Genomic DNA, 20,652 nt, shown 5'->3' on the forward strand with positions numbered 1-20,652 from the left:
GGGCACAGTATGGATGCCAGTGAACTTTTTTCCCCCTCAGTGGTGGCGGTGTTGCACAACATTCAAAAAGGTGACGCGGCAGGAGCCAGTTATTCACTGAGTCACGGAGTCGATCTCAATGTGCAGGGCAAAGAGGGGGGGTGACGCCGCGGCAATGGCTCATCTATCAAACCCAGGATAAACGTGCAGTGCAATGGGCACTGACGCTGGGGGCCGATCCCAATTTCAAAGATGGCGCCGGTGATAGCGCGGTCAATACCCTTGCGGGAGCGAAAGATCCCGAATGGCTGCGCCTCATGCTGGATACAGGTGGTAACCCGAATGCCATCGGCCGGCGTGGACAACCCGCGCTGTTTGCTGCCATCGGTGAAGATCGCTGGGACAATGTGCGACTGCTGGTGGCGCGCGGTGCTGATATCGAGCTGGCCGATGAGGCGAAGACCACCAGTGTGCATTACGCCGCTTATTTGAACAAATATCAGATGGTGCACTGGCTGATTGAGCAGGACGCACAGGTAGAAACCTATTCCGTGACGGGAAGCAGTCTGGCATGGCGCGTGTACGAAAGCGTATCCATTATGGCACAGCAATCACCGGAATATCCCTGGCTGCTTAAGGTGCAGCAGCAATTGCGGGATAAAGGTGTGTCCTTCCCGCCGCGCTCTCCGGTGCAGATGCGCGCACAGTGGGAAAAAGGCCACACGCCGTAATCTCAAAACCCATTTGAATCTTTTTGTCACCTCGCTATTACGTTTTGTCCTGCGTTTTTTCGGCGCAGGACACTTCCCGGCACCTCACATTCACGCGTTAGCGACGAATGTATTCCACAAAACATGACGAATTCAGAAAACATAATAACGATGACAAACAGCTTTACCCTGTTTGACATCAGCCAGCGTGCAGCACCCTTGTACGCCGTGATATCCCTGCTGGATTATCCGGAACTGCCCGAATATTGGCAGGCATTTCAGCTCGCTGCGGCGGGACTCTGGCAGCAGTTGCATTTTACGCCGCAAGCAGAAGCGTGGCAGCGCTGAGCTCCTCTGGTGGTTCAGGTATAGGAGGGCAAAGCGGGAGAAACGCTGGTGCACTGGCTGGAGGAAACCGCTGCGGCGGGGCACGGCGGGCGTTTCTTGACCAGATGACACAGATCTATCTCCCCATGATTGATGATGATAAGCGGTGCTATCGCCTGCTGGCGCAGCAAGATACACCGGCAACCGTACACGCCGATACGTTCTACCAGATTCAACTTACGCCAGAGCAGTATGCGCTGCTGGCGCATGACAACCGCCTGCACCGTTTGGCCAATGAACTCTTCCTTTATGCGAGCACACTCACGGCGTTTCCGCTTGATATCGAGGTGGTCAAACAGCGCTTTCTCAGTGGCATTGCGCTGGCAAAACAGTATTACCCCTTCGCTGGTGAAGCAGAGTGCGAGGCCTGGTCTGCACACCGTTGGGTATTGGGCAGCGAGTTTTATCACCATCCGGCTTTTATTCCTCTCACCGAACGCTACACGCTGGCAGACAGCTTGCGGATTTTTAAGTCCGCGCCTGAACACCTTGACAGTGTGCGTCTTCATTATCATCGCCCCGGTTGGATGCGGGGCGATTTACCCGACATTTCGGAGGTTGCGCTGTGAGTGTTTCCCCACCGTTTTTAGCGTTAGTTGAGGAAGATGACGCCGCCTGGCAAGCACGTCTGGCTCAGGGTGGCTGCTTTGTGATTGCGGAGGCCGCACTCAACGATGCCGTGCCCTGGCTGGCTGAACGCTGTGGAGGCAACTTGGATCAAACGCGTGTGTATTGGGGCGAGGCCGGTCGCGAGCACGCGAGCATTTCGCCTTACTGCATTCCGGTGCACAGCGCCAACTGGACACAGGTGCGAGAGCATCTGTTGATACAGGACGGCTGGGGCATGGGAATGCAGTAAGGCGTGGTTTATGCGGGCCTATGCGCCGCGCGATCAACTGATGGCGCTGATGAAGCACTTTCGTCAGTAGAGCCTGATTTCGCCGCCCTCTGGCGAGAGTGCCATTCTGCGTATCGGTGACTGGCAGGTGGTGAATGCATTGCTCGCTGTCAGCACGGCACAAGAGGCCAATGCCCTCTATGGCCCGGTCGCCAGCTACTGCGATATTGCGCCATAAGGCCGCGTTCAAGCCCTGACTCTGACGGCGCGCGAACCGCATTCGGTGTCGGATAGCCTACCGCGCCAACTGAGCACAGCGCAGTGGCAAGCGCTGCTGGAACCCGCACAGCAGCAGGAACTGGCGCGCTATACGGCGCATCTGCGCACGTATCACACGCGTTGGAAGGATGCGCCAGAGGACGCGTTGCTGGACTTTACCCGCCAGCATATGGCACAGGCGCAGCAAAACGGGTCCAACAACGATCGGGACGCTGGCACTGGTCACCGAACTGGGGCCGGATTTTCCCCAACAGCCTTGGGCGCAACCTCTTCTGTCGCAGCCGGAAAACATCGGCATTAAAAGTCGTATGGATCGCCTGTATCAAGCCGCTATTGATCAACTGGACGAAGCGTAATAAGGACGTCATGTTATGACTTAGGAAAAACATGCCTTGGCGCAAAGTGGTGAAGCCGCGGTCGAAAACTTTGGCACCAATAACCGAATATCGGGGGGATGTGCGACGTGCGCCTGCGAAATCCTCATTAATTACGAATACGATTCAGGCGATCCGGTACCGGATGCGCAGTTCGTTTTGACCGACAGCAAAAATACTAAAATCGAAGGCAAAACGGATGAGAACGGAAAAGTATTTATCTATAACATGGGGTGCGGTGCCTTTGAAATATTATTGGGTGAAGGCTCTGATAAATTCGTTCCCACGGAAAAAATAACCCGGTGATACAATCCTCACCAGAAAATGCAGCATTGGCCGGGGAATATTTTGCGCTTTATGTAGAAATGCGAAAGCTGAATCCGGTGGTTTATGATGAGCATTCCCAGCTTGCGGCGAGGCTGGGTATCATGCACACAGTATTCCTCCCCACTATAAACCCGCCTATGAGCGTTTTTGTGTTTTAGTCCGGAAAATCCGCCGCTGAGATCCCGCTTTTCGCAAAGAGATTGGCCGCATACATAACAGCATCTCCGCAGAGGTTGCAACCTCTGCGCAGCAGATAGACTCTGCTGTATTGCTAATGGGAGAAATCATTCTGGGGTGTATCCCGGTTGTCGGGCCGGCGATAGATGCGATCTGTATTGCTGAATGGTGTTACAACACCTATCAAAAACCCGCATTGCTTGATGATCCGATGCATCAAATGGACGGCGTTTTTTGCGCTATCGGCGTTATTCCCGGGCTTGGCGACGCTATGAAAATCAGCGGGCGCGCCATTACCGATGCGATGCGAAAAGTAAAAACTTGGTCGCCTGAAAAAAATTCAGGAAGCCATAAAACTGATTCGTGGATTAAGTAACGGAAACATTGTCAAGTGGATCGCAAAAATGCGATCCGAAATGAGAACTTATGCGGATGAAGCCAAGGTCATCTTGACGAAGATGAAAGTGGCGTTACAAAAAGTTATTAATGAATCATCACTGGGTAATAATTGGATTATCACGTTGATGAAAGATACTTTCCATAAAATGGTGGAGTATCTGGGTAAGCTATTTGATTTAGTCGACGCTACCGTCACGTTAATTGATAGCGAATTTGTTGCCTTTATTCCCAATATCATGACTCAGGCAGTGGGGAGTGCGCGCGCCAAAGTAACGTGCAGCGCTTCAGGGCTGGAAATAGAGAAAGGCGCTTCGGGGGATTATCGTACCGAGGAAGAGAGCAATGAAGATGTTAAGAGAACAAAAGACACCGGATTAACCAATAGCGCGGTAGGGATTGCGGCAGCCATGGCGGCGGTAGGGTTTGGCCGGGTCCGGGGTGGCCGTCACGCGCCTGCCGCGAGCGGCACGCACAAGGCATCGCCGAAAACCACTCACGCGCAGACATCCTCACAGCACGGTAAATCTGACACAGTAAAAACGGATACCCCCTCGACGCGTACGGAAACTGCTCCTGCGCACAACAAAGCCAGTGAACCCACCACTCAGCACAGCGCTGAGCCTCAGGGTGATAAAGCGCAGACAACCGAAACGCCGAAAACCTCAAAAGGGAAGAAGAAACGACAGAAAAAACGCCAAGACAGCGGTGCTCAGGATATCAAAGCAAGAAGTAAAAAAGAGACGCGAAGCACCGATCCCAAAGACAATGACAAAGCCAACCAGCAAGACAAGGAAACCAACGGTAATAGCAAAACCGCAGAAGAGAATGGTGACCCGGTGAATATGGCGACGGGTGCCGTGGTGGAACGACGCACTGACCTCCAACTCGCGGGGCTATTGCCAATCTCACTGGCGCGTTTCTACCGCTCAACCGGTGAACGTCACCCTGGTTTGCTGGGTAACCTGTGGCGCAGTAATTGGGATATCAGCCTTGAGCTGGATGGCAGCCTGGCGACGCTTATCGACGGTGAATTTAACCGCGCAGTATTTATCCTGCCGGGCGAAGGCGAAGTGAATCGCGCGCCATCAAACCAGGAATGGCGGCTCACGCGTGAACAAAACCAACTGATCGTCAGGCGCGTAGGCGGATTGCGCTACCGGTTTGAGCATGCGCTCGGTATGCAACTCTGCCTGACGGCGATTGAAGACCCTGCGGGCAACCGAGTGAACTTCGAGTGGGAATTCACGGAACTTCGCTGGATCTCACTGCCTGACGGGCGATTCATTCATGTGCTCACCGAGCAGCAGCGTATCGTCAAGCTGACGCTCTGCTCGGCGCAGCGCCAGCCGATAAAAACGTTAGCACGCTATACCTATGACGAGCAGGGGCACTTGCTCAGTGTGCGGGCCAGCGAGGGCCGCAACTTCGACTACCAATACAGCCCGCAAGGCTGGCTGTTGCGCTGGTCTGATTTAAGCACCACCTGGGTCGAACATGACTATGACGACAGCGGACGCGCGATACGCGATCGCACTTCCGAAGGCTACTGGGCCGGTCACTTTGAGTACGATGACGCCAATCTCACCAGCTATTACCACAGCGGCTTTGGCGGCGTAACGCGCTATGTGCGCGATGCCCGCAACAATATCCTGATCAAATGCATGCCCGATGGCGGTGAAACCAATTTTGAATGGGTATATAACTAACTGATAGCAGAAACCGATCCGTTGGGCTAGCGCACGGTTTATGAGCGTAACGCGTGGGGGCAACCTACCACGGTGACGCTGCCGGATGGCGCGATTCATCGTTACGAATATGACGATGCAGGGCAACTGCTGGCTTATTTCGATCCGCTGGGTAACACATGGCGTTACCAACGTAATGCGCTGGGGCAGATCGTTGAAGTTAACGATCCGGAACAACGGGAGTGGTCCTATCGCTACAACGCCACCGGGCAACTGGATGCGTTGATCGGCCCGGACGGCGTACTCCAGCACTACCGCTACAACCGCCGTGGGTTGCTAAGCGGCATTGAGCGGAATAACACGCCCGCCGCGACTTTTCTTTATGACGACTTTGATCGCCTGACCGAGCGCCACATCGCTCATGAAACAGGCGTACAAATCCGTCGCTGGGAATATGAAGGCACTCGCGATACGCCCGCCAAAGTGGTGTACGAAGACGGCAGTGAAACACGCTTTGGTTATGATGCTGGAGGTAACCTGACGGCGGTGACCGATGCGCTGGGACAACGCTATCAGTTCCGTTATGGCGCGTTCGACAACCTGCTGGAAGCGACCGACCCGCTGGGCGCCACGGTGCGCTATCACTACGATGTGGCAGGCCGGTTAACGCAGCGCCTGGCCCCGGATGGCAGCCACATGTTGTACGCCTATGATGCCGCAGGGCGCATCACCGGGATTGTGACGCGGCGCGCGTCGGGTGACACCGAAGCGGTGACCGAACTGCACTACGATCTGGCGGGACGCCTGATAAAAACGGCCAACCCGGACACGGTAGTAGAGTACGCCTATAACCGGGCAGGGCAGGTGATTGCCGAAACGGTTAACAGTGAAGTGCTCACCAGTGACTATGATGACAGCGGGCAGCGCGCCCGGGTGGAAGGTATTTTGGCCCTGTTACAACTGGCGTTGGCATCAGGCCGCGTGACTGCGCTGGGCATTGGCACACATCAGCCGTTGCAGTTCAGCCACACCGCATCCGGTGAAGAGCAGCGGCGCAGCAACGGCAGCGGCTTTGCGCTGCGCCAGGAGTGGGGTCCAACCGGGCTGTTGCAACGCCAGGCGCTGGAAGGGGCGGATGGTCGGGTCAACTACGTGCTGGAGCGGCACTACCAGTATGATGTGCTGGACAGGCTGACAGGCATCAGTGACAGTCACTGGGGGGAACAGGCCTTCCGGTTAAACGGCACCGGACAGGTGACGGCCGAGCGTCGGGAGGAAGGGCGCCGTCGTCAGGCACGGCTGTTCGGTTACGACAGCGAACAGAATTTGTGCGAAATTGCTCAGATAGCGCCCGGTATGGGCGAAGCGCTGACGCAGAAAGATGTGGTGGTGCAGTCACTGGCGCGTTATGATGCAGCCGGTCGCGTTATTGAGCGCGGGTAGCCTACCGCTGGGACGGAGACCAACTGGTAGGGCAGCAGTAGTATCTGGCGGATGGCACATCGGCGCGTGCAGTGCAGTGGGTGTATGAACCGGGGAGTTTCCGGCCGCTGGCGCAGGTGGAAGGAAAAGGCGATGTTACCCGACTGCACTATATCGTCACGGATTTGACGGGGACGGCGCGCGAGCTATGCAGTGAGGAGGGAGAGGTTCACTGGCGGGGTGAACAGGCGCTGTGGGGCAATCATCGGGAGGAACGCCGGCCCATCGCATTGCGACGCTATCTGGGTGATGCGTCGAACGAAGAGGTATACTGCGAACTGCGCTATCAGGGGCAGTTGTACGACGCGGAGACAGGGCTTTACTACAACCGGCATCGTTACTATGATGCGGATAGCGGGCAGTATCTCTCGTCGGACCCGATAGGGATGTTGGGGGGGGGGGTAAGGCCGCAGGGTTACGTCACGAATCCATTCATGTGGTGTGATCCCTTTGGGTTGGAGAAAAAAGGTCCTGCGATAGGGCCCACAGGGCAACTGAAAAACGATCCAAGCCCCGGACAGTCTCACCACTTAAATCAGGATGCCACGTTTAGGGATGTTATCCCACAAGATCAAGGCGCAGCAATTAAATTAGAAGGAAATGCGTTTACCGAGCCGGGATCACAGCATTATGAAGCTCATAAGTCGATGGAGAAGTTTTGGGATCAATATCGCAAGAATGGCGAGCTTTACGGAAAGATGTCTACAAATACGCAATATACTCAGGCTTTAAAGCGATCTTTAGAATCTTCTGGACTATCATCCAGTCAGGTAAATGAGTCAGTAAAATATAGTATAAAAAATAGAATGAAGCATGGCGCTCTTGGTGGAATGGATGTGTCAAGACTACCTGGAAGGATAGGGCAGGTTAAATAATGAATATATCTGAAGCTGCAAAAGAGAGACTTGCAAAAATTAGCTGGCTTAGTCAATTGGGTAAACCTATTGATGATAGTTTTAATAGGGTTGAAGGTGTTGATTTTTTTTTCTGAAATCACTTGAGAGTGATGAATGGGAAAATGCCACATTGGAAGCCAGGAATGAAATAACTGGCTTTTTGGCAAGCAGGCATAGCACTATATATCAACAGTGGGATTTATTGGCTGGAGAGGCAAGGGATTACGTTGAGAGTGTAATTTTTCCATTGGTCCCTTCAGTTGATGGTGTGAGTATGAATGTATTGCAGGCCAATATCAAATGGGACTTGGTTAGTTATTTAATGGAAGACGTATATAAAAATAAATTAAGATTTAACTTATTTTTTGATGGACTCATCACTGTTTATGAGACAGGATATATGCCTTGTGGTTGGGCTGGTGAATGGCCTAAAGGCAATTTAGTTATTTATTAATTTATCTATATAAAAAAGCCGGAAGTGATCCTTATATCCTTCCGGCCATTTTTTACCTACAGCAGTCCCGCACTCCATCCGCCTTGCTTACCATCCACTTAACCGCCCGCTGCGTCTGCTGAGGCTGCTGCCGAAGTGCCTACACCTCGTCGTTGTCGGATATCAGCACAATACAGCCATTAGCGATACGCACCGTTACGCCAGTGCCGGTGTCAAATCTGGGCTCTCTGGGCCACTTGCCGGACAGGTTCATCGCCGGAGTGGATGTATAGCTGTTTTGCGGTCGGCATCCCACGATTCAGCGGCGCTCGGTTTTGGAAATGCATGGTTATGGACGATAGCTGAGATACCGACTTTGTTTTCAGTGTCCATAACGGTGAACCACACTCGACATTTAACCCGCAAAAGGAATTTCGCGAGCAGGCGCTACGTACGAGCTTAGTAGGGAGACATCAAACTGATTTGGATACGTGCAGATCTCGAAAATCTGACAGAAAAAAAGGGATAAGATTTTTTTCAAGGCATTATAGACATCACTATCTGTCTATAAAATGTGAATTGGTACGACCAAGTGGACTCGAACCACCGACCCCCACCATGTCAAGGTGGTGCTCTAACCAACTGAGCTATGGTCGTACTGTTTGTAGTATCAATCAATTAGTTGATTAAATACATTTTTTGTCACCCCAGTTGGTGGAGTGGGCGCTATTATGGCGTTGTCCTCCCGTGATGGCAAGTGCTTTATTACCGCTTTTTTACTGAGTGCTGAATGTTTGTGCTGCGCGGTTCCTATTGGTCATTTATCTTGGTAGCGTATCGCATCGATAAACAGGGCAAATGCTGTGGGGTGCTGTTTGCGTGTCGGATAATAAAGATAGTAGCCGGGAAACGGCGCGCACCATTCCTCCAGCACCCGCGTCAGGGTACCAGCCTTAAGTTCCTGGCAAACCGCATCTTCCGGCACGTAAGCCAGGCCAAAACCGTGGCATGCGGCATCAATACGCTGGCGCAAGCTGTTGAATGTTAACTGTCCATCCACGCGCACCCGCATTTAGTGACCGGCATGCGCAAACTCCCAGGCATATAATCCACCTAACGTAGGCAAACGCATATTAATGCAACGGTGTTGCTGCAACGACTGAGGGAATGAGGGCACGCCGTTGCGCTCAAGGTAGTCGGGCGAACCGACAACTGCCATGCGCATCTCCGGGCTGATACGCACCGCCACCATGTCTTTTGCCACCTGTTCGTCCAGACGAATGCCTGCATCGAAGCGCTCTCTGACGATATCGGTGAGTGCGTTATCAACCGTGATTTCAATATTGATATCCGGGTAAGTGGCGAGGAACGATTTCAGTATGGGCCATAGCACATAATCGGTGGCGTGTTCACCGGCTGTGATACGGATATTGCCCGCCGGACGCGTACGCATGTCGCGCAGCGCGATGAGTTCGTTTTCAATGTCGGCCAGATGGGGTTCAAGACGGCTTGCGAGCTGCTCGCCGACCTCTGTTGGCGCGACGCTGCGCGTGGTGCGGGTGAGTAATCGCAGTTCCAGACGCTCTTCCAGACTGCGTACCGAATGGCTCAGCGCGGATTGCGATACCCCAAGGTGAGCGGCAGCTTTGGTAAAGCTGCGCTCTCTGGCAATCGCCAAAAATGACAGCAGATCGTTGAAGTTTTCTTTCAGCATGTGGCCTTCCGGTTTGCGCCCCCGGCGTTGTGCGGCGACGCGTATATCAAAGGATTACTGTGCGCTGGTCGCAGGCAGTGAGGCCATATCGATGACAAAACGGTAACACACATAGGCGTGTTCCATACGATCGAATGCCTCGTTGATCTGGTCCATACTAATCATTTCACAGTCGGGCAGGATCTGTTTTTTCGCGCAAAAATCAAGCATCTCCTGCGTTTCACGGATGCCGCCAATCAGCGATCCGGCGATACGTCGGCGTCCGAGGATCAACGGCACCGTGGTCGGTTCTGCCAGTGGGCCAACTTGTCCCACCAACACCAGCGTGCCGTCGACTTTCAACAAGGGCATGTAGGGGTTAACGTCGTGCTTGACCGGAACGGTATCGATAATAAGATCGAAATGGGATTGTGCGGCCGCCATGGCGGCGCTGTCGCTGGAGACCAGCAACCGGTCTGCCACGAGCGATAACGCATCGGCTTCTTTGCTGTTGGTGCGACTCATTACCGTGATATCTGCGCCGAGACCCGCCGCCAGCTTGACGGCCATATGGCCTAAACCGCCCAGTCCAATGACGCCAACCCGGCTGCCGGGACCGACATTCCAAGTGCGTATCGGAGAGTAGGTGGTAATACCTGCAACAGCAGTGGCGCGACATGCGCCAGCGTCAGAGTATCCGGTACGCGCAGAACAAACTCTTCACGCACCACTAAATGCTTGGCGTAGCCGCAGTAGGTGTTTTCTCCGGTGATGCGATCGGGCGCGTTATAGGTATCGGTTCTGCCGTTGGTGCAAAACTGTTCCTCACCCTGGTGGCAATGGTCGCACTCTTGGCAACTGTCGACCAGACAACCCACCGCAACCGCATCGCCCACGCGAAAACGGGTAACGTCCTGGCCGACTTGGGTAACTCGTCCAACTATCTCGTGGCCGGGCACGGCGGGGTACTGTGTCCACCCCCAGTCATTGCGTGCCGTATGTAAATCCGAGTGACACACGCCGCAGTATAAAATTTCCATAGCAACATCATTGGCGCGCAGGGCGCGGCGCTCAAAGGTGAACGAGGCAAGCGGCGTGCTGGGGCTCAGTGCGGCGTAACCGATGGTTTTCATGATAGGCTCTCTGTTTGGCGTGATTGACAGTTTGCGTCTAAATAAAAAGGTTATGCGGCTTGTCATCAGTGTGCATCGCCGTGTTATGGGGGCGCGAAACGGTATTACATCGAGCGTATCGCATCGCGTAATCCGATACCAGATAGCAAAATGTGCATGCACCAATGAGTATAATTCATGAATTTGATGCGATACATGCGCTTTTCTTCTTATGCGCTGCCGCGGTGATGGCATTTCGCATAAATGAATGACAAACGCTGTTCTCGTTCGCCATGTTACTGAGATCACAATTTTAACATCCTCTAGAATCTGTTTGCGGCGCTGCCTTGACCCGCTATTGCCGCAGTGGTAGATTCCAGTCAGCTTTTAGAGCTTGTTACCGTTCGGCGGGCAAAACCTAATTGCAGGCGCGAAAAAGAATTTTTTCTTTTCCGTTTGCATTTATGTTTTGCCCGCTTTTGTTTTTGGGGGATGGCAGTGACACAGACGATCAAACAAATATTAAATAACAATGTGGTCAGTGCCATTGACGCCGCAGGCAATGAACGTATTTTGACCGGTAGAGGCTTGGGTTTTGAAGCGCGTGTCTGCGATATTGTGTCGGAAGATTCGGAAGATAAAGTAGAAAAACGTTCCACTTGCGTGATGACAAGATAACTTCCCGTTTTATGGTGTTGCTCAATGAGCTTCCGGTGGAAATTATTCAGCTCACCGATGATATTGTCCGACTGGCACAACAGGCTCTGGATTACAAATTGAGTGAAGGGCTATATGTTTCACTCTCTGACCATTTGCATTATGCCATTGAGCGGCAAAAACAGGGGCAGGAAATACACAATCCTCTGGAATGGGAAGTTCGCCACTTTTATCAAGAGGAATATACCGTCGCGTTACAGGCGCTTGCGCTCATTGCCGCGCGCACTGGTGTGTTGTTGCCTAACGCCGAGGCGTGCAGTATTGCGCTGCATATGGTGAACGCTGGCATGAAAAGCCCCGATGGTCAGGTAACTGAAATCACCAAGCTTATCTATCAGATTCAGAACATTGTAAAATACTGGTATAGCATGGCTATTGATGAGCAAAGCATCGGCTACCAACGTTTTATTACACATATTAAATTCTTTGCCCAGCGTGTATTACGAAAAAGCGAACTGAATTATGATGTCGATGACTTATTTAATCTGGTCAAGAAAAAACATGAAAAAACGGTTAATTGCGTCAATGCGATCGGTGATTTTATAAAAAGAATTATCAGTATCAGATGACAGATGCGGAGAAATTGTATTTAACGGTGCACATTGAAAACATGATGCAGCGACAACAGCATTCTATTTAGGCTTGTTACTGTTTAATCAGGCAAACCCCAGAGGAAGCCAGGTGACCCATAGCTTTGCTATCGGTCGATATTGAGCGAAACGACACGTTTCTTTCTGGAGAGTCTCGGCGATGGATATCAAACAAAGCGCCACCCGGATAATTGAACATCTTGGTGGCGAGCAGAATATTATCTCTCTGTTTCATTGCATCACGCGTTTACGTTTTAATTTAAAAGACACCAACAAGGTGAACCGCCAGGCGCTGGAAAACCTGGATGGCGTGATGGGCGTCAACCTCTCGGGCGATCAATTTCAGGTGATTATTGGCGGGAAAGTGGCGCAGGTGTGTCAGGCTATTTATGTGCAATTGCCCCACCTTGAGCGCCAGGCCGCAGAAGGTGAAAGCCACAGCGACACGACGAAAAAACGCAACCCGATTTCGGCGCTGTTTGAAGTGATTTCCGGGATTTTCTCACCGATTATTCCCGCCATTGCTGGGGCGGGGGTGATGAAGGGGTTGCTTTCGCTGTTCATCTCCTTTGGCTGGGTGGAAAACACCAATCAAACCTATCAGATCCTGTCCGCGATCGCCGATGGCGTGTTCTATTTTATGCCGATCGTGCTGGCATTCAGCGCCGGACAGAAATTTGGTGCGAACCCGTTTGTCAGCGTGGCGCTGGCGGCGGCGCTGTTTCACCCGACGCTGGCCACGCTACTTAAATCCGGCGCGCCGGTCCACTTCCCGGGGCTGAGCGTTTCACCCGTCCCCTATGCCTCATCGGTTATTCCCATCGTGCTGTCTGGCTGCTGAGCTGGGTGGAGCGCCTGCTGAATGCTGTCATGCATGCCGCGCTGCGCACCATCTTTGTGCCCTTGTTGAGCCTGCTGATTGTGGCACCGGTGATGCTGATTGTTATCGGGCCGGGCGGTATTTCCCTCGGTAACGCCATGTCGGGCGGCATTTTCTGGCTGCTGACCAACATGGGCGCGTTGGCCGTGGTTCTGGTGGTGGGCACCCTGTCATTGATGATCATAACCGGCATGCACTACGTGCTGGTGCCAATCATGATCAACAACATCAGCCGTCTGGGTTTTGATCCGGTAAAAATTCTGTTCTTTGTCGCCAACTTTGGTCAGGCGGGCGCGGCATTCGGTGTGTTCTTGCGTTCACGCAATAATAAACTGAAATCGCTGGCACTGTCGACATCATTCAGTGCCCTGATGTGGGTCTCTGAACCGGAGATGTATGGCATCAACATTCGCTTCAAGCGTCCGTTTGCTGCGGCGTTGCTGGGCGGTGCCTGAGGCGGTGGTTTTGCGCTTATGATGGGAGTCAATACATACGCTTATGCCTTGAGCGGTTTACCCGGCCTCCCGGCGTTGGTCGGACCGACTTTTGGTTGGGCGCTGGTCAGTCTGGTTATTGCCTTTACGGTTTCGACCGTGCTTGCCTTCTTTATGGGATTTGAAGACCCGGTTGAAAATGCCCAACCGAAAGATGAACACCTGGATGCCCCCGCCGTGACGGAATCTGCTGCCGTGTCCACGCGCAGTGAAGCGCTGTTTGCTCCGCTGGGCGGGAACATGGTGCCTTTGCATCAATTGAGCGATCCGGTTTTTGCCGATGAGGTGTTTGGCAAAGGGATCGCGATCGTGCCGCAACGCGGCGAATTACGCTCACCGATTGCTGGCGTTGTTGGCGCGGTGTTTGCCACCAATCACGCCATTACGTTGCAAAGCGATACCAGTGCTGAGGTGCTGATTCATATTGGTATCGACACGGTGAAACTCAATGGCCGCCACTTTACGCGTCACGTCGAAGACGGGCAGCGCGTGGCGGTGGGCGACCCGCTTATCAGCTTCGATCTCAATGCGCTGTTGGCGGAAAACATCGACCCCAGTGTGATTGTGATCGTGACCAATACCGAAAACTACAGTGATATCAGCCTGGTGAAACAGGGAAATATCAGTGAACGTGAACCCTTTTTGCAACTGTCCGCAACCGCGGCGTAAGGAAAGATGATGACCTTTACCAAGGATTTCCCTGACAATTTTTTATGGGGTGGCGCAACGGCGGCTAACCAGTTGGAAGGCGCATGTCACGTTGATGGCAAGGGGCTGTCTGCTTCTGATGTCTTCATTTTCGATGCCAGTGTGCCGAAAGAACGCTGGTTGGATCAATGGGCTGGCATGACCCATGCGCAGATAGCGGAAGCGCAGGATCCTGACAGTAAGAAATACTATCCGAAGCGCAACGGTAACGATTTTTACCACCACTATGAAGAAGATATCGCGCTGTTTGCTGAAATGGGGTTTAAATGTTTCCGTATGTCTATCGCCTGGACGCGTATTTTCCCACGCGGTGATGAGACGCAACCCAATGAAGCCGGGCTGCGCTTTTACGATAAGGTGTTCGATACGCTGCGCAAACACAACATCGAACCGATCGTGTCGCTTTCCCATTATGAAATGCCGCTGACGCTAGTGACCGAATACGGCGGTTGGCCCAACCGCAAGATTATCGATTTCTATGTCCAATTTGCGCAAACGGTGTTCCAGCGTTACCGCACCAAGGTTAAATATTGGATGACCTTCAATGAAATCAACTGCGTGAAGCATCACCTTTACGTCAGCATTGGCGTAGTAGAGGAGAATCACCCGCATCTGGAGCAGGCGAAATATCAGGGCGCGCATCACCAGTTTGTCGCCAGTGCGTTGGCAACCAAGGCGTGCCATGAAATCATTCCCGATGCCAAAGTTGGCTGCATGATCAGCTACCAAATCCTCTATCCGCATACCTGTCATCCCGACGATCTTTAGGCATGTGAAGAGGTGCAACGTGTCTCTCTGTTCTTCAGCGATGTGCAGGCGCGTGGCTACTATCCCGCCTGGACAGAGCGTATGTTTGCCGAGAAGAACGTGGTGCTGAAGAAAGTGGTGGGCGATGATGAAATCCTGCGCCAATATCCGGTAGATTTCGTGTCGTTCAGCTACTACATGTCTAGCACTGTCAGCGCACATCCGGAAAAACTGGAGGGGGGTTAAGGGCAACCTGATCACCGGCGGTATCCGGAATCCACACTTGCCAGAAAGCGACTGGGGCTGGCAAATCGATCCCAAAGGGCTGCGTCTGGCGCTGAACCAACTCTATGATCGCTATCAGAAGCCGGTGTTTATTGCGGAAAACGGTCTGGGTGCCGTCGATGCAGTGGGGCCTAACGGCATCATTGAAGATGATTACCGCATTGACTATCTGCGGCTGCACATTGAGCAGATGCGAGAAGCGATTGCCGACGGCGTTCAACTGTTTGGCTACACCTGGTGGGGACCGATTGATATGGTCAGTGCCAGTACCTCACAGATGTCAAAACGCTATGGTTTTATCCATGTCGATCAGGATGATATGGGTAATGGCAGCAAGAAGCGTTCGCGTAAGAAAAGCTTCCATTGGTACAAAAAAGTTATTGCCTCTAACGGTGCCGATCTAAGCAATTAAGCACTGTTGTGGACCATACTTGCCGCCGAATGACGGGGCATGGTGAACGGTCTATTCAGGTTGGCGTAGCCCAGCGCTGCGCCGCCTTTTCGGCTTCTTTCAGAAACAGCGTGAGCGAGGGGTTTCGATTGCCAGCGCGCCACACCAACACTTGCTCAACGTAGGGGCTATTTTCCAATTCACGGTAAACCACGCCGGCTACACCAATTATGGCAATCGACTGTGGCACCAGCGCAATGCCCAGTTCTTCCGCGACAAAGCTGATAATGGTTTGCTGCAACTGCGTTTCCAGCCGGAAATGCGGCGCAACGCCACCCGAGCGGCAATATACCTCAATGGCATCACGCAGCATGGGAGCAACCTCGTGCGGTGTGGCGATCAATGCTTCTCCTTGCAAATCACACGCGTTGAGCTGGCTTCGTTGAGCAAGGGGATGGGAAGTGTACAGCGCTAAACATAGACGCTCACGGTACAGTGACAGCGTTTCTAACCCATCGACAGGGCCGTGGTTAAACAGAATTCCCGCGTCGAATTGTCCATTTAGCACCTCGTCTGCCAACAGACCGGGAATGGTTTCCCGTAGTTCCAATTGCACCTGGGGATAGTGGGTGATAAAGCGTCGCGTCAACTCAGGCACGCTGGTGTAGGCGGCATGCATCATGAAACCGATGGCGAGGTTACCCAGTTCGCCTCGATCTGCCAACTGTGCATTGCGGCAGGCTCGGTCAAACGCTGATAACACGTCACGCGCTTCGGTAAGAAAAATTTCACCGGCATAGGTGAGAGTAGCCCCGTGGGCATGGCGTTCCAGCAGTCGTGCACCCAGTGCTTTTTCCAGCGCGGCAATTTGGCGGCTCAGTGGGGGTTGGCTGATGTGCAGACGCTGTGCCGCTCGACCAAAATGGCGCGTTTCTACCAGTGCCACAAAGTAACGCAGTTGACGTATATCGATCATGATACCGAAAAGGTATCACGATCGCTGTAAAAGTGCATTGGATTATATGACCCTGCGCTTTTACAGTTGTCGCTCGCCTGGTGTCGTTGCCCGTATTGTCGTGGCTTATCCATTGAAGTGAGCTGTTGTCATGCTATCCACCCTGAGTATTGTTTTACCTATTTTCGCCCTTATTTTTGCCGGATGGTTTACCCGCACGCTGGGGATTCTGGGCCCGAATGCGACCAGCGAGCTAAACCGTTTTGTCGTCTATCTGGCATTGCCCGCACTGTTATTCGATATTATCGCCCACGCGCGTCCAGCAGACGTTTGGCAACCCGGTTTTATTTTGGCGTTTACTCTTGGAACGCTATTGGTATTTGTCGTCACAGTAGTGCTGCAAATGCAACGCTCACGCCACCTGGCCGATGCCGCACTGGACGCATTGAATGCCAGCTATGCCAATACCGGTTTTATGGGATTTCCCTTAGCGCTGGCATTTTTAGGGCAAGACGCGCTGGCGCCGACGCTGATTGCTACCATCATTACCGTCTGCGTGCTATTTGCCATTGCTATCGTGATTATCGAAGTGGGCGTGCAGAGTGAGCAGCGCGGTGTGCGTCTGGTGATGAAAGTGACAGGATCTCTGGTGCGTAACCCGCTGCTGGTGGCTCCGGTTGTGGCGATGTTTTTCCCCTTGACCGGACTCAGTGTACCATCACCGGTAACGGTATTTTTGAAGCTACTCGGCGGTGCCGCGTCTCCCTGTGCGCTGATCGCGCTGTGCTTATTTCTGGCTAACAAACCGAGTAAAGCGCCGTATCAACCTAATGTGATCATCGGCCTATTGGTCATCCTAAAATTGCTGCTGCACCCGCTTATTATATGGGTGATGGCGACATGGGTATTTGCATTGCCGTCGATGCTGGTGCATACCGCCGTGGATTTGCCCCTATATTTCCAGACGCAAGATCACTCTTAAGTTAGCGATTCTCGCTGGCGACGATACTCTCGTGGTGAGCGATACCCCAGCGCGTTGTGTTAATAATAACGCGATGCCCGAACGCTATATTCGGGCATATTTTGTGTTGTATTTCTCTGATAAAAAGCAATGCCTGTTCTACGACAATTGTGCTGGAATAACACTTGCCGATATAATAATGGAAAGCCGTATTGCTTTCTATTAAGAAAAATTATTTATCCGTTTGAGGCAAGGAAATAAATAACACAATCATCCAAGAAATGAACGCACAGGCTGCCAGCGCGGAGAAGGCGTAATAATAGCTGTTACCAAAGGTGTCTAGAATCATCCCCATGCCGATCGGTGCGGACAACGATCCCAATTGCCAAATGGCATTAAGGAATCCTACTGCCGCACCGGTTTTTTCTACCGGGACCAGTTCGCCGATAAAAGTATTCATTACTGGACTGTAAGCAAAGGCGGTTATTCCCAGCAGAGGAATCAACACATAAAGCGCGCTGACACTGTTATTGCGGCTAAACCACATCAGCGCCGGCACCAGTACCAACAGCAGCGCTGGCAAATAATACTTCTTGTTTTTGCGTTGGAATTTATCCATCAAGGAGCCGGTCAGCGGTTTGGCGATCACAGAGGCAATGGCATACAGCGACATCCAGGAACCGGCCGTCCGTCACCAGTGACAAGTTAAGTTGACCGTTCAAGTAGTTGTTTGTCCATGACGCAGTGCCCCAGGTGGCTGCCATGGCGAAGAAGCCAGAGAAGCCCAGTAACACCAGATTGCGGTTCTTGAACATCGACAGCACGTCGCGCCAGAACGTGGAAGGGACGCTACTGGCTTTGGGCTTGTCGGTCTGCACTGGGTTAGGCAGGTAGAAGAAAGACAGCGCAAAGAACACCAGCGGTATCAAGCCCATAATAAAAAAGGTGTATTGCCAGCCATGTTGCTCGGTAAACGGCGGTGCTGCCAGATTCACCAGCAGTAATCCGCCGGTGGTGCCGGTTTGCAGGATGCCGGTCGCCATCCCTTTGTTTTTCGGGAACCATTCAAAGATGGCACGCAGGCACGCTGAGAACGTAGCACCGGAATCGATACCGGCCAGCACGCGGATCATAAAACCGGTGTTATAGCTGGTCACGGTGCCAAATAGCAGGGTACTGACACCTAATGCTAACAGCGTGCCGAGAATCACTTTGCGGTAGCCCAGTTTGTCGGTTAGCAGGCCGCCCGGCAGATTGGTCAATACGTAGCCAAGATAAAAGGCAGACATAAATCCGCCCATTTGCGCCTTGGTTAACCCCAGATCGACGGAAATGGTGGGGATTATTGGGTTAATCAATAACCGTGAAAAAAAGGAGAGTAAATAGCAGGCATACACCAGCACGAATATCGTAATGTGCTTTCGGGTAATATGCGAGGTAGGTTGAACCATCGTTTCTGTTTTCATTATGTTATCCCTGATTTAAATGAGCGCGCCTTGTCGTTTTAATTCGCATTGGATCGTTGCTATATCGTTTTCTGTTGGCGTGTTTTTCATGCTTGCGGCAATACCTGCGGCGTGGCCAGTTAAAAATGCCGTACCCATAACGCGTACCGAAGCAAAAGCTTCGCTGTCGCAGGAAACAATTCTGCCCTCCAGCCACAGATTATCGATATTGATACTTTTCAGACTGCGCAGCGGAATTTCGTAATAGCCATCGTCTTTGATCCAGGTGTATACCCGCATTTTGTTGGCTGACGTATGGCGTTCGATGGGCCAACATCCGCGTGCGATGGCATCGTCAAAGGTGGCGGCATTGACCACATCGTCCCCGGTCAGCGCATATTCACCCACTGCGTGGCGCGATTCGCGGATACCGATATGCGGCCCGGTGCTGATGACGTAGGCCTGCTCAAAACCCGGCAAGAAGCGCTTGAAGGTGTCCAGATAGGCCATCGCCTGCTTGCGTGCACGAATTTGCCCTTGTGTCAGGCTGTCAGCGTCGAGCTGGTTCACCTTCTCATTGCACAGAATGGCGATGACATCCTCGGTGCCAACAATGCGCATGGCAAAACCGCTGTCTTTGCTGAGCGGTGTAATACCCGCCGCCTTGCCCTGGGCGATGGCGGTACGCAGTGCTGTCGGGCTAACATCTGCCTCGCTTGCCACGCCGCCAAAGCGGGTCAGCAGAGAGCCGAATTGCAGATTTTCTACGTCGGGTGACGTGTGTTCCGCCCCGGACAGGTAAACCAGATTGCCATCGCCGCTGGCATCGACAAAGGCCTGTGCTGTGATCTGTACCTTACCGCCATCGGTCAGTAAAGTAATGCTTTTGATGGTATTTTCGTTGCGCATCACGTCGCACAACTGGCTGTTTAGCAACAGGTGAGCACCGGATTGCATGACCAACTCTTCCAATACAATCTTGGTCATTTCGTTGTTCACCGGGAGCATGACGTTGCCCCACGGCGATCTCAATGGCTCACCGCAGCCGTGATATTGTTTGAGTTTCTCCATTACCATGCTGGCGACGCCGCCCGCGATTTGTTCGCTATTTTCATGACGTGTAAAAAAAACCGTCATAGGTGGGAATAGAACAATTTGTGTCTTGTCCTCCTAAATAGGAGCTTCTTTCTACCAATAATGCTTTTTCCCTCGCTTGCGTTGCGCCAATAGCTGCTGCAACACCGCCGGCACCGCCGCCGATCACCACTACGTCATAGTTATTTTGAAGCATTGTTACTCCTGTTCGCAGATAAATTGATGGCGGCTATATTTGCGAAACAGCGAGAAGGATTGTGGGATTAGCCTCACATTATTTTTTTTGAAATAATGGATATCATTTATTAATAACGTCGATAAAAAAGGTTTTTTATTTCATGTTGAATATTAAAAATGTCATTCATTTTCAGCCCCTTAGTGAGGTTGGGAGGTTTGCTAAGACTGCGGCTATGTTAAATATCTCACAATCGAACTCAACACACTCAATTACAAAATTAGAACAATAAATAAACATTAAATTAATCAACCGCACAACGCGTACGTTTTCATTAACGGAGTTTGGGGCTATTTTTGCGCAGCGCTGTGAGCGTATTGTCGATGAATTCGATCAATTAATGGCGCTTATCGATGCGCATCAGGGGCAGGGGACATT

At 52.3% G+C, this 20,652-nt stretch carries 17 protein-coding genes, 1 tRNA gene and 6 pseudogenes; 15 read left to right on the forward strand and 9 right to left on the reverse strand.

Annotation, left to right across the window (positions count from 1 at the left end):
- The first annotated feature begins 9 nt into the window (after positions 1-9).
- From JZM30_RS14520 to JZM30_RS14570, 11 genes and pseudogenes are all read left to right on the forward strand, one after another.
- A pseudogene (locus JZM30_RS14520) lies at positions 10-710 on the forward strand (ankyrin repeat domain-containing protein).
- 150 nt (positions 711-860) lie between these two features.
- Positions 861-1,037, forward strand: a complete 177-nt coding sequence (locus tag JZM30_RS14525; protein WP_252319553.1) for a hypothetical protein — start codon at positions 861-863, stop codon at positions 1,035-1,037.
- Positions 1,038-1,141: 104 nt separating this feature from the next.
- Positions 1,142-1,645, forward strand: a complete 504-nt coding sequence (locus tag JZM30_RS14530; protein WP_252319555.1) for a hypothetical protein — start codon at positions 1,142-1,144, stop codon at positions 1,643-1,645.
- Entirely contained in the window at positions 1,642-1,935 is a 294-nt protein-coding gene (locus JZM30_RS14535) for a DUF4123 domain-containing protein (protein WP_252319557.1), read from the forward strand. The genes JZM30_RS14530 and JZM30_RS14535 overlap by 4 nt, the downstream gene beginning before the upstream one ends.
- Positions 1,936-2,197: 262 nt before the next feature.
- On the forward strand, positions 2,198-2,494 hold the full coding sequence (locus JZM30_RS14540; RefSeq protein WP_252319559.1) for a hypothetical protein: 297 nt from the start codon (positions 2,198-2,200) through the stop codon (positions 2,492-2,494).
- A gap of 91 nt (positions 2,495-2,585) precedes the next feature.
- Positions 2,586-2,873, forward strand: coding sequence for a hypothetical protein (locus JZM30_RS14545; RefSeq protein WP_252319560.1), 288 nt, complete (start codon positions 2,586-2,588; stop codon positions 2,871-2,873).
- A gap of 295 nt (positions 2,874-3,168) precedes the next feature.
- The gene (locus JZM30_RS14550; RefSeq protein ID WP_252319561.1) at positions 3,169-3,447 is read left to right on the forward strand and encodes a hypothetical protein; all 279 of its coding nucleotides are present in this window, start codon (positions 3,169-3,171) and stop codon (positions 3,445-3,447) included.
- 40 nt (positions 3,448-3,487) lie between these two features.
- Positions 3,488-5,176: a DUF6531 domain-containing protein gene (locus JZM30_RS24010; protein WP_252319562.1), complete on the forward strand. Its 1,689-nt coding sequence runs from the start codon at positions 3,488-3,490 to the stop codon at positions 5,174-5,176.
- A gap of 72 nt (positions 5,177-5,248) precedes the next feature.
- The gene (locus JZM30_RS24015; protein ID WP_252319563.1) at positions 5,249-6,598 is read left to right on the forward strand and encodes a hypothetical protein; all 1,350 of its coding nucleotides are present in this window, start codon (positions 5,249-5,251) and stop codon (positions 6,596-6,598) included.
- Between the two features lie 80 nt (positions 6,599-6,678).
- Positions 6,679-7,512, forward strand: a complete 834-nt coding sequence (locus tag JZM30_RS24020) for an RHS repeat domain-containing protein (RefSeq protein WP_308167169.1) — start codon at positions 6,679-6,681, stop codon at positions 7,510-7,512.
- Between the two features lie 151 nt (positions 7,513-7,663).
- Complete coding sequence (locus JZM30_RS14570) at positions 7,664-7,987, forward strand: hypothetical protein (protein ID WP_252319564.1); 324 nt, start codon at positions 7,664-7,666, stop codon at positions 7,985-7,987.
- A 139-nt stretch (positions 7,988-8,126) separates the two neighbouring features.
- On the opposite strand, the gene JZM30_RS14575 is transcribed toward JZM30_RS14570, so the two are convergent.
- The 4 genes and pseudogenes from JZM30_RS14575 to JZM30_RS14590 all read right to left on the reverse strand — a co-directional run bounded on the left by JZM30_RS14575 (position 8,127) and on the right by JZM30_RS14590 (position 10,792).
- Positions 8,127-8,282: a SymE family type I addiction module toxin gene (locus JZM30_RS14575; RefSeq protein ID WP_291831478.1), complete on the reverse strand. Its 156-nt coding sequence runs from the start codon at positions 8,280-8,282 to the stop codon at positions 8,127-8,129.
- Positions 8,283-8,546: 264 nt separating this feature from the next.
- Positions 8,547-8,623, reverse strand: a tRNA-Val gene (locus JZM30_RS14580).
- A gap of 160 nt (positions 8,624-8,783) precedes the next feature.
- Positions 8,784-9,680, reverse strand: a pseudogene (locus JZM30_RS14585) (LysR family transcriptional regulator).
- A gap of 54 nt (positions 9,681-9,734) precedes the next feature.
- Positions 9,735-10,792, reverse strand: a pseudogene (locus JZM30_RS14590) (NAD(P)-dependent alcohol dehydrogenase).
- Between the two features lie 471 nt (positions 10,793-11,263).
- Between JZM30_RS14590 and licT the strand changes: the two are divergent.
- The 3 pseudogenes from licT (at position 11,264) to JZM30_RS14605 (ending at position 15,604) form a co-directional block, all read left to right on the forward strand.
- Positions 11,264-12,128: pseudogene (gene licT, locus JZM30_RS14595) on the forward strand (BglG family transcription antiterminator LicT).
- Between the two features lie 110 nt (positions 12,129-12,238).
- Positions 12,239-14,121: pseudogene (locus JZM30_RS14600) on the forward strand (beta-glucoside-specific PTS transporter subunit IIABC).
- A 9-nt stretch (positions 14,122-14,130) separates the two neighbouring features.
- Positions 14,131-15,604 (forward strand): annotated as a pseudogene (locus tag JZM30_RS14605) (glycoside hydrolase family 1 protein).
- A 55-nt stretch (positions 15,605-15,659) separates the two neighbouring features.
- Here JZM30_RS14605 and JZM30_RS14610 read toward each other — a convergent pair.
- Positions 15,660-16,559 (reverse strand): LysR family transcriptional regulator, encoded by a 900-nt coding sequence (locus JZM30_RS14610; RefSeq protein ID WP_252319565.1) that lies wholly within the window; start codon positions 16,557-16,559, stop codon positions 15,660-15,662.
- 130 nt (positions 16,560-16,689) lie between these two features.
- Here JZM30_RS14610 and JZM30_RS14615 point away from each other — a divergent pair, with 130 nt between their 5' ends.
- Positions 16,690-17,520: an AEC family transporter gene (locus JZM30_RS14615; protein WP_252319567.1), complete on the forward strand. Its 831-nt coding sequence runs from the start codon at positions 16,690-16,692 to the stop codon at positions 17,518-17,520.
- A 211-nt stretch (positions 17,521-17,731) separates the two neighbouring features.
- Here the strand turns inward: JZM30_RS14615 and JZM30_RS14620 are convergent, their stop codons facing one another.
- Genes JZM30_RS14620 through JZM30_RS14635 form a run of 4 tightly spaced genes read right to left on the reverse strand, consistent with a single transcriptional unit; the run spans position 17,732 to position 20,235 of the window.
- On the reverse strand, positions 17,732-18,172 hold the full coding sequence (locus JZM30_RS14620; RefSeq protein ID WP_252319569.1) for an MFS transporter: 441 nt from the start codon (positions 18,170-18,172) through the stop codon (positions 17,732-17,734).
- Positions 18,111-18,965: an MFS transporter gene (locus JZM30_RS14625; RefSeq protein ID WP_252319570.1), complete on the reverse strand. Its 855-nt coding sequence runs from the start codon at positions 18,963-18,965 to the stop codon at positions 18,111-18,113. Before JZM30_RS14625 ends, JZM30_RS14620 begins: the two co-directional genes overlap by 62 nt.
- Positions 18,966-18,980: 15 nt before the next feature.
- Positions 18,981-20,081, reverse strand: a complete 1,101-nt coding sequence (locus JZM30_RS14630) for an FAD-dependent oxidoreductase (protein ID WP_252319572.1) — start codon at positions 20,079-20,081, stop codon at positions 18,981-18,983.
- Positions 20,056-20,235: an FAD-dependent oxidoreductase gene (locus JZM30_RS14635; protein WP_252319574.1), complete on the reverse strand. Its 180-nt coding sequence runs from the start codon at positions 20,233-20,235 to the stop codon at positions 20,056-20,058. Before JZM30_RS14635 ends, JZM30_RS14630 begins: the two co-directional genes overlap by 26 nt.
- Positions 20,236-20,652 lie beyond the last annotated feature (417 nt).

The organism is Candidatus Symbiopectobacterium endolongispinus (assembly GCF_018777385.1).
GTDB lineage: Bacteria > Pseudomonadota > Gammaproteobacteria > Enterobacterales > Enterobacteriaceae > Symbiopectobacterium > Symbiopectobacterium endolongispinus.

Excerpts from the sequence above, each read along its gene's own strand:
- JZM30_RS14530 (WP_252319555.1), top strand. The coding sequence starts at position 1,142 with ATGACACAGATCTATCTCCCCATGATTGATGATGATAAGCGGTGCTAT.
- JZM30_RS14635 (WP_252319574.1), bottom strand. The coding sequence starts at position 20,235 with ATGCTTCAAAATAACTATGACGTAGTGGTGATCGGCGGCGGTGCCGGC.
- JZM30_RS24010 (WP_252319562.1), top strand. The coding sequence starts at position 3,488 with ATGAGAACTTATGCGGATGAAGCCAAGGTCATCTTGACGAAGATGAAA.
- JZM30_RS14615 (WP_252319567.1), top strand. The coding sequence starts at position 16,690 with ATGCTATCCACCCTGAGTATTGTTTTACCTATTTTCGCCCTTATTTTT.
- JZM30_RS14620 (WP_252319569.1), bottom strand. The coding sequence starts at position 18,172 with ATGTCGCTGTATGCCATTGCCTCTGTGATCGCCAAACCGCTGACCGGC.
- JZM30_RS14550 (WP_252319561.1), top strand. The coding sequence starts at position 3,169 with ATGGGAGAAATCATTCTGGGGTGTATCCCGGTTGTCGGGCCGGCGATA.
- JZM30_RS14610 (WP_252319565.1), bottom strand. The coding sequence starts at position 16,559 with ATGATCGATATACGTCAACTGCGTTACTTTGTGGCACTGGTAGAAACG.
- JZM30_RS14625 (WP_252319570.1), bottom strand. The coding sequence starts at position 18,965 with ATGAAAACAGAAACGATGGTTCAACCTACCTCGCATATTACCCGAAAG.
- JZM30_RS14630 (WP_252319572.1), bottom strand. The coding sequence starts at position 20,081 with ATGACGGTTTTTTTTACACGTCATGAAAATAGCGAACAAATCGCGGGC.
- JZM30_RS14525 (WP_252319553.1), top strand. The coding sequence starts at position 861 with ATGACAAACAGCTTTACCCTGTTTGACATCAGCCAGCGTGCAGCACCC.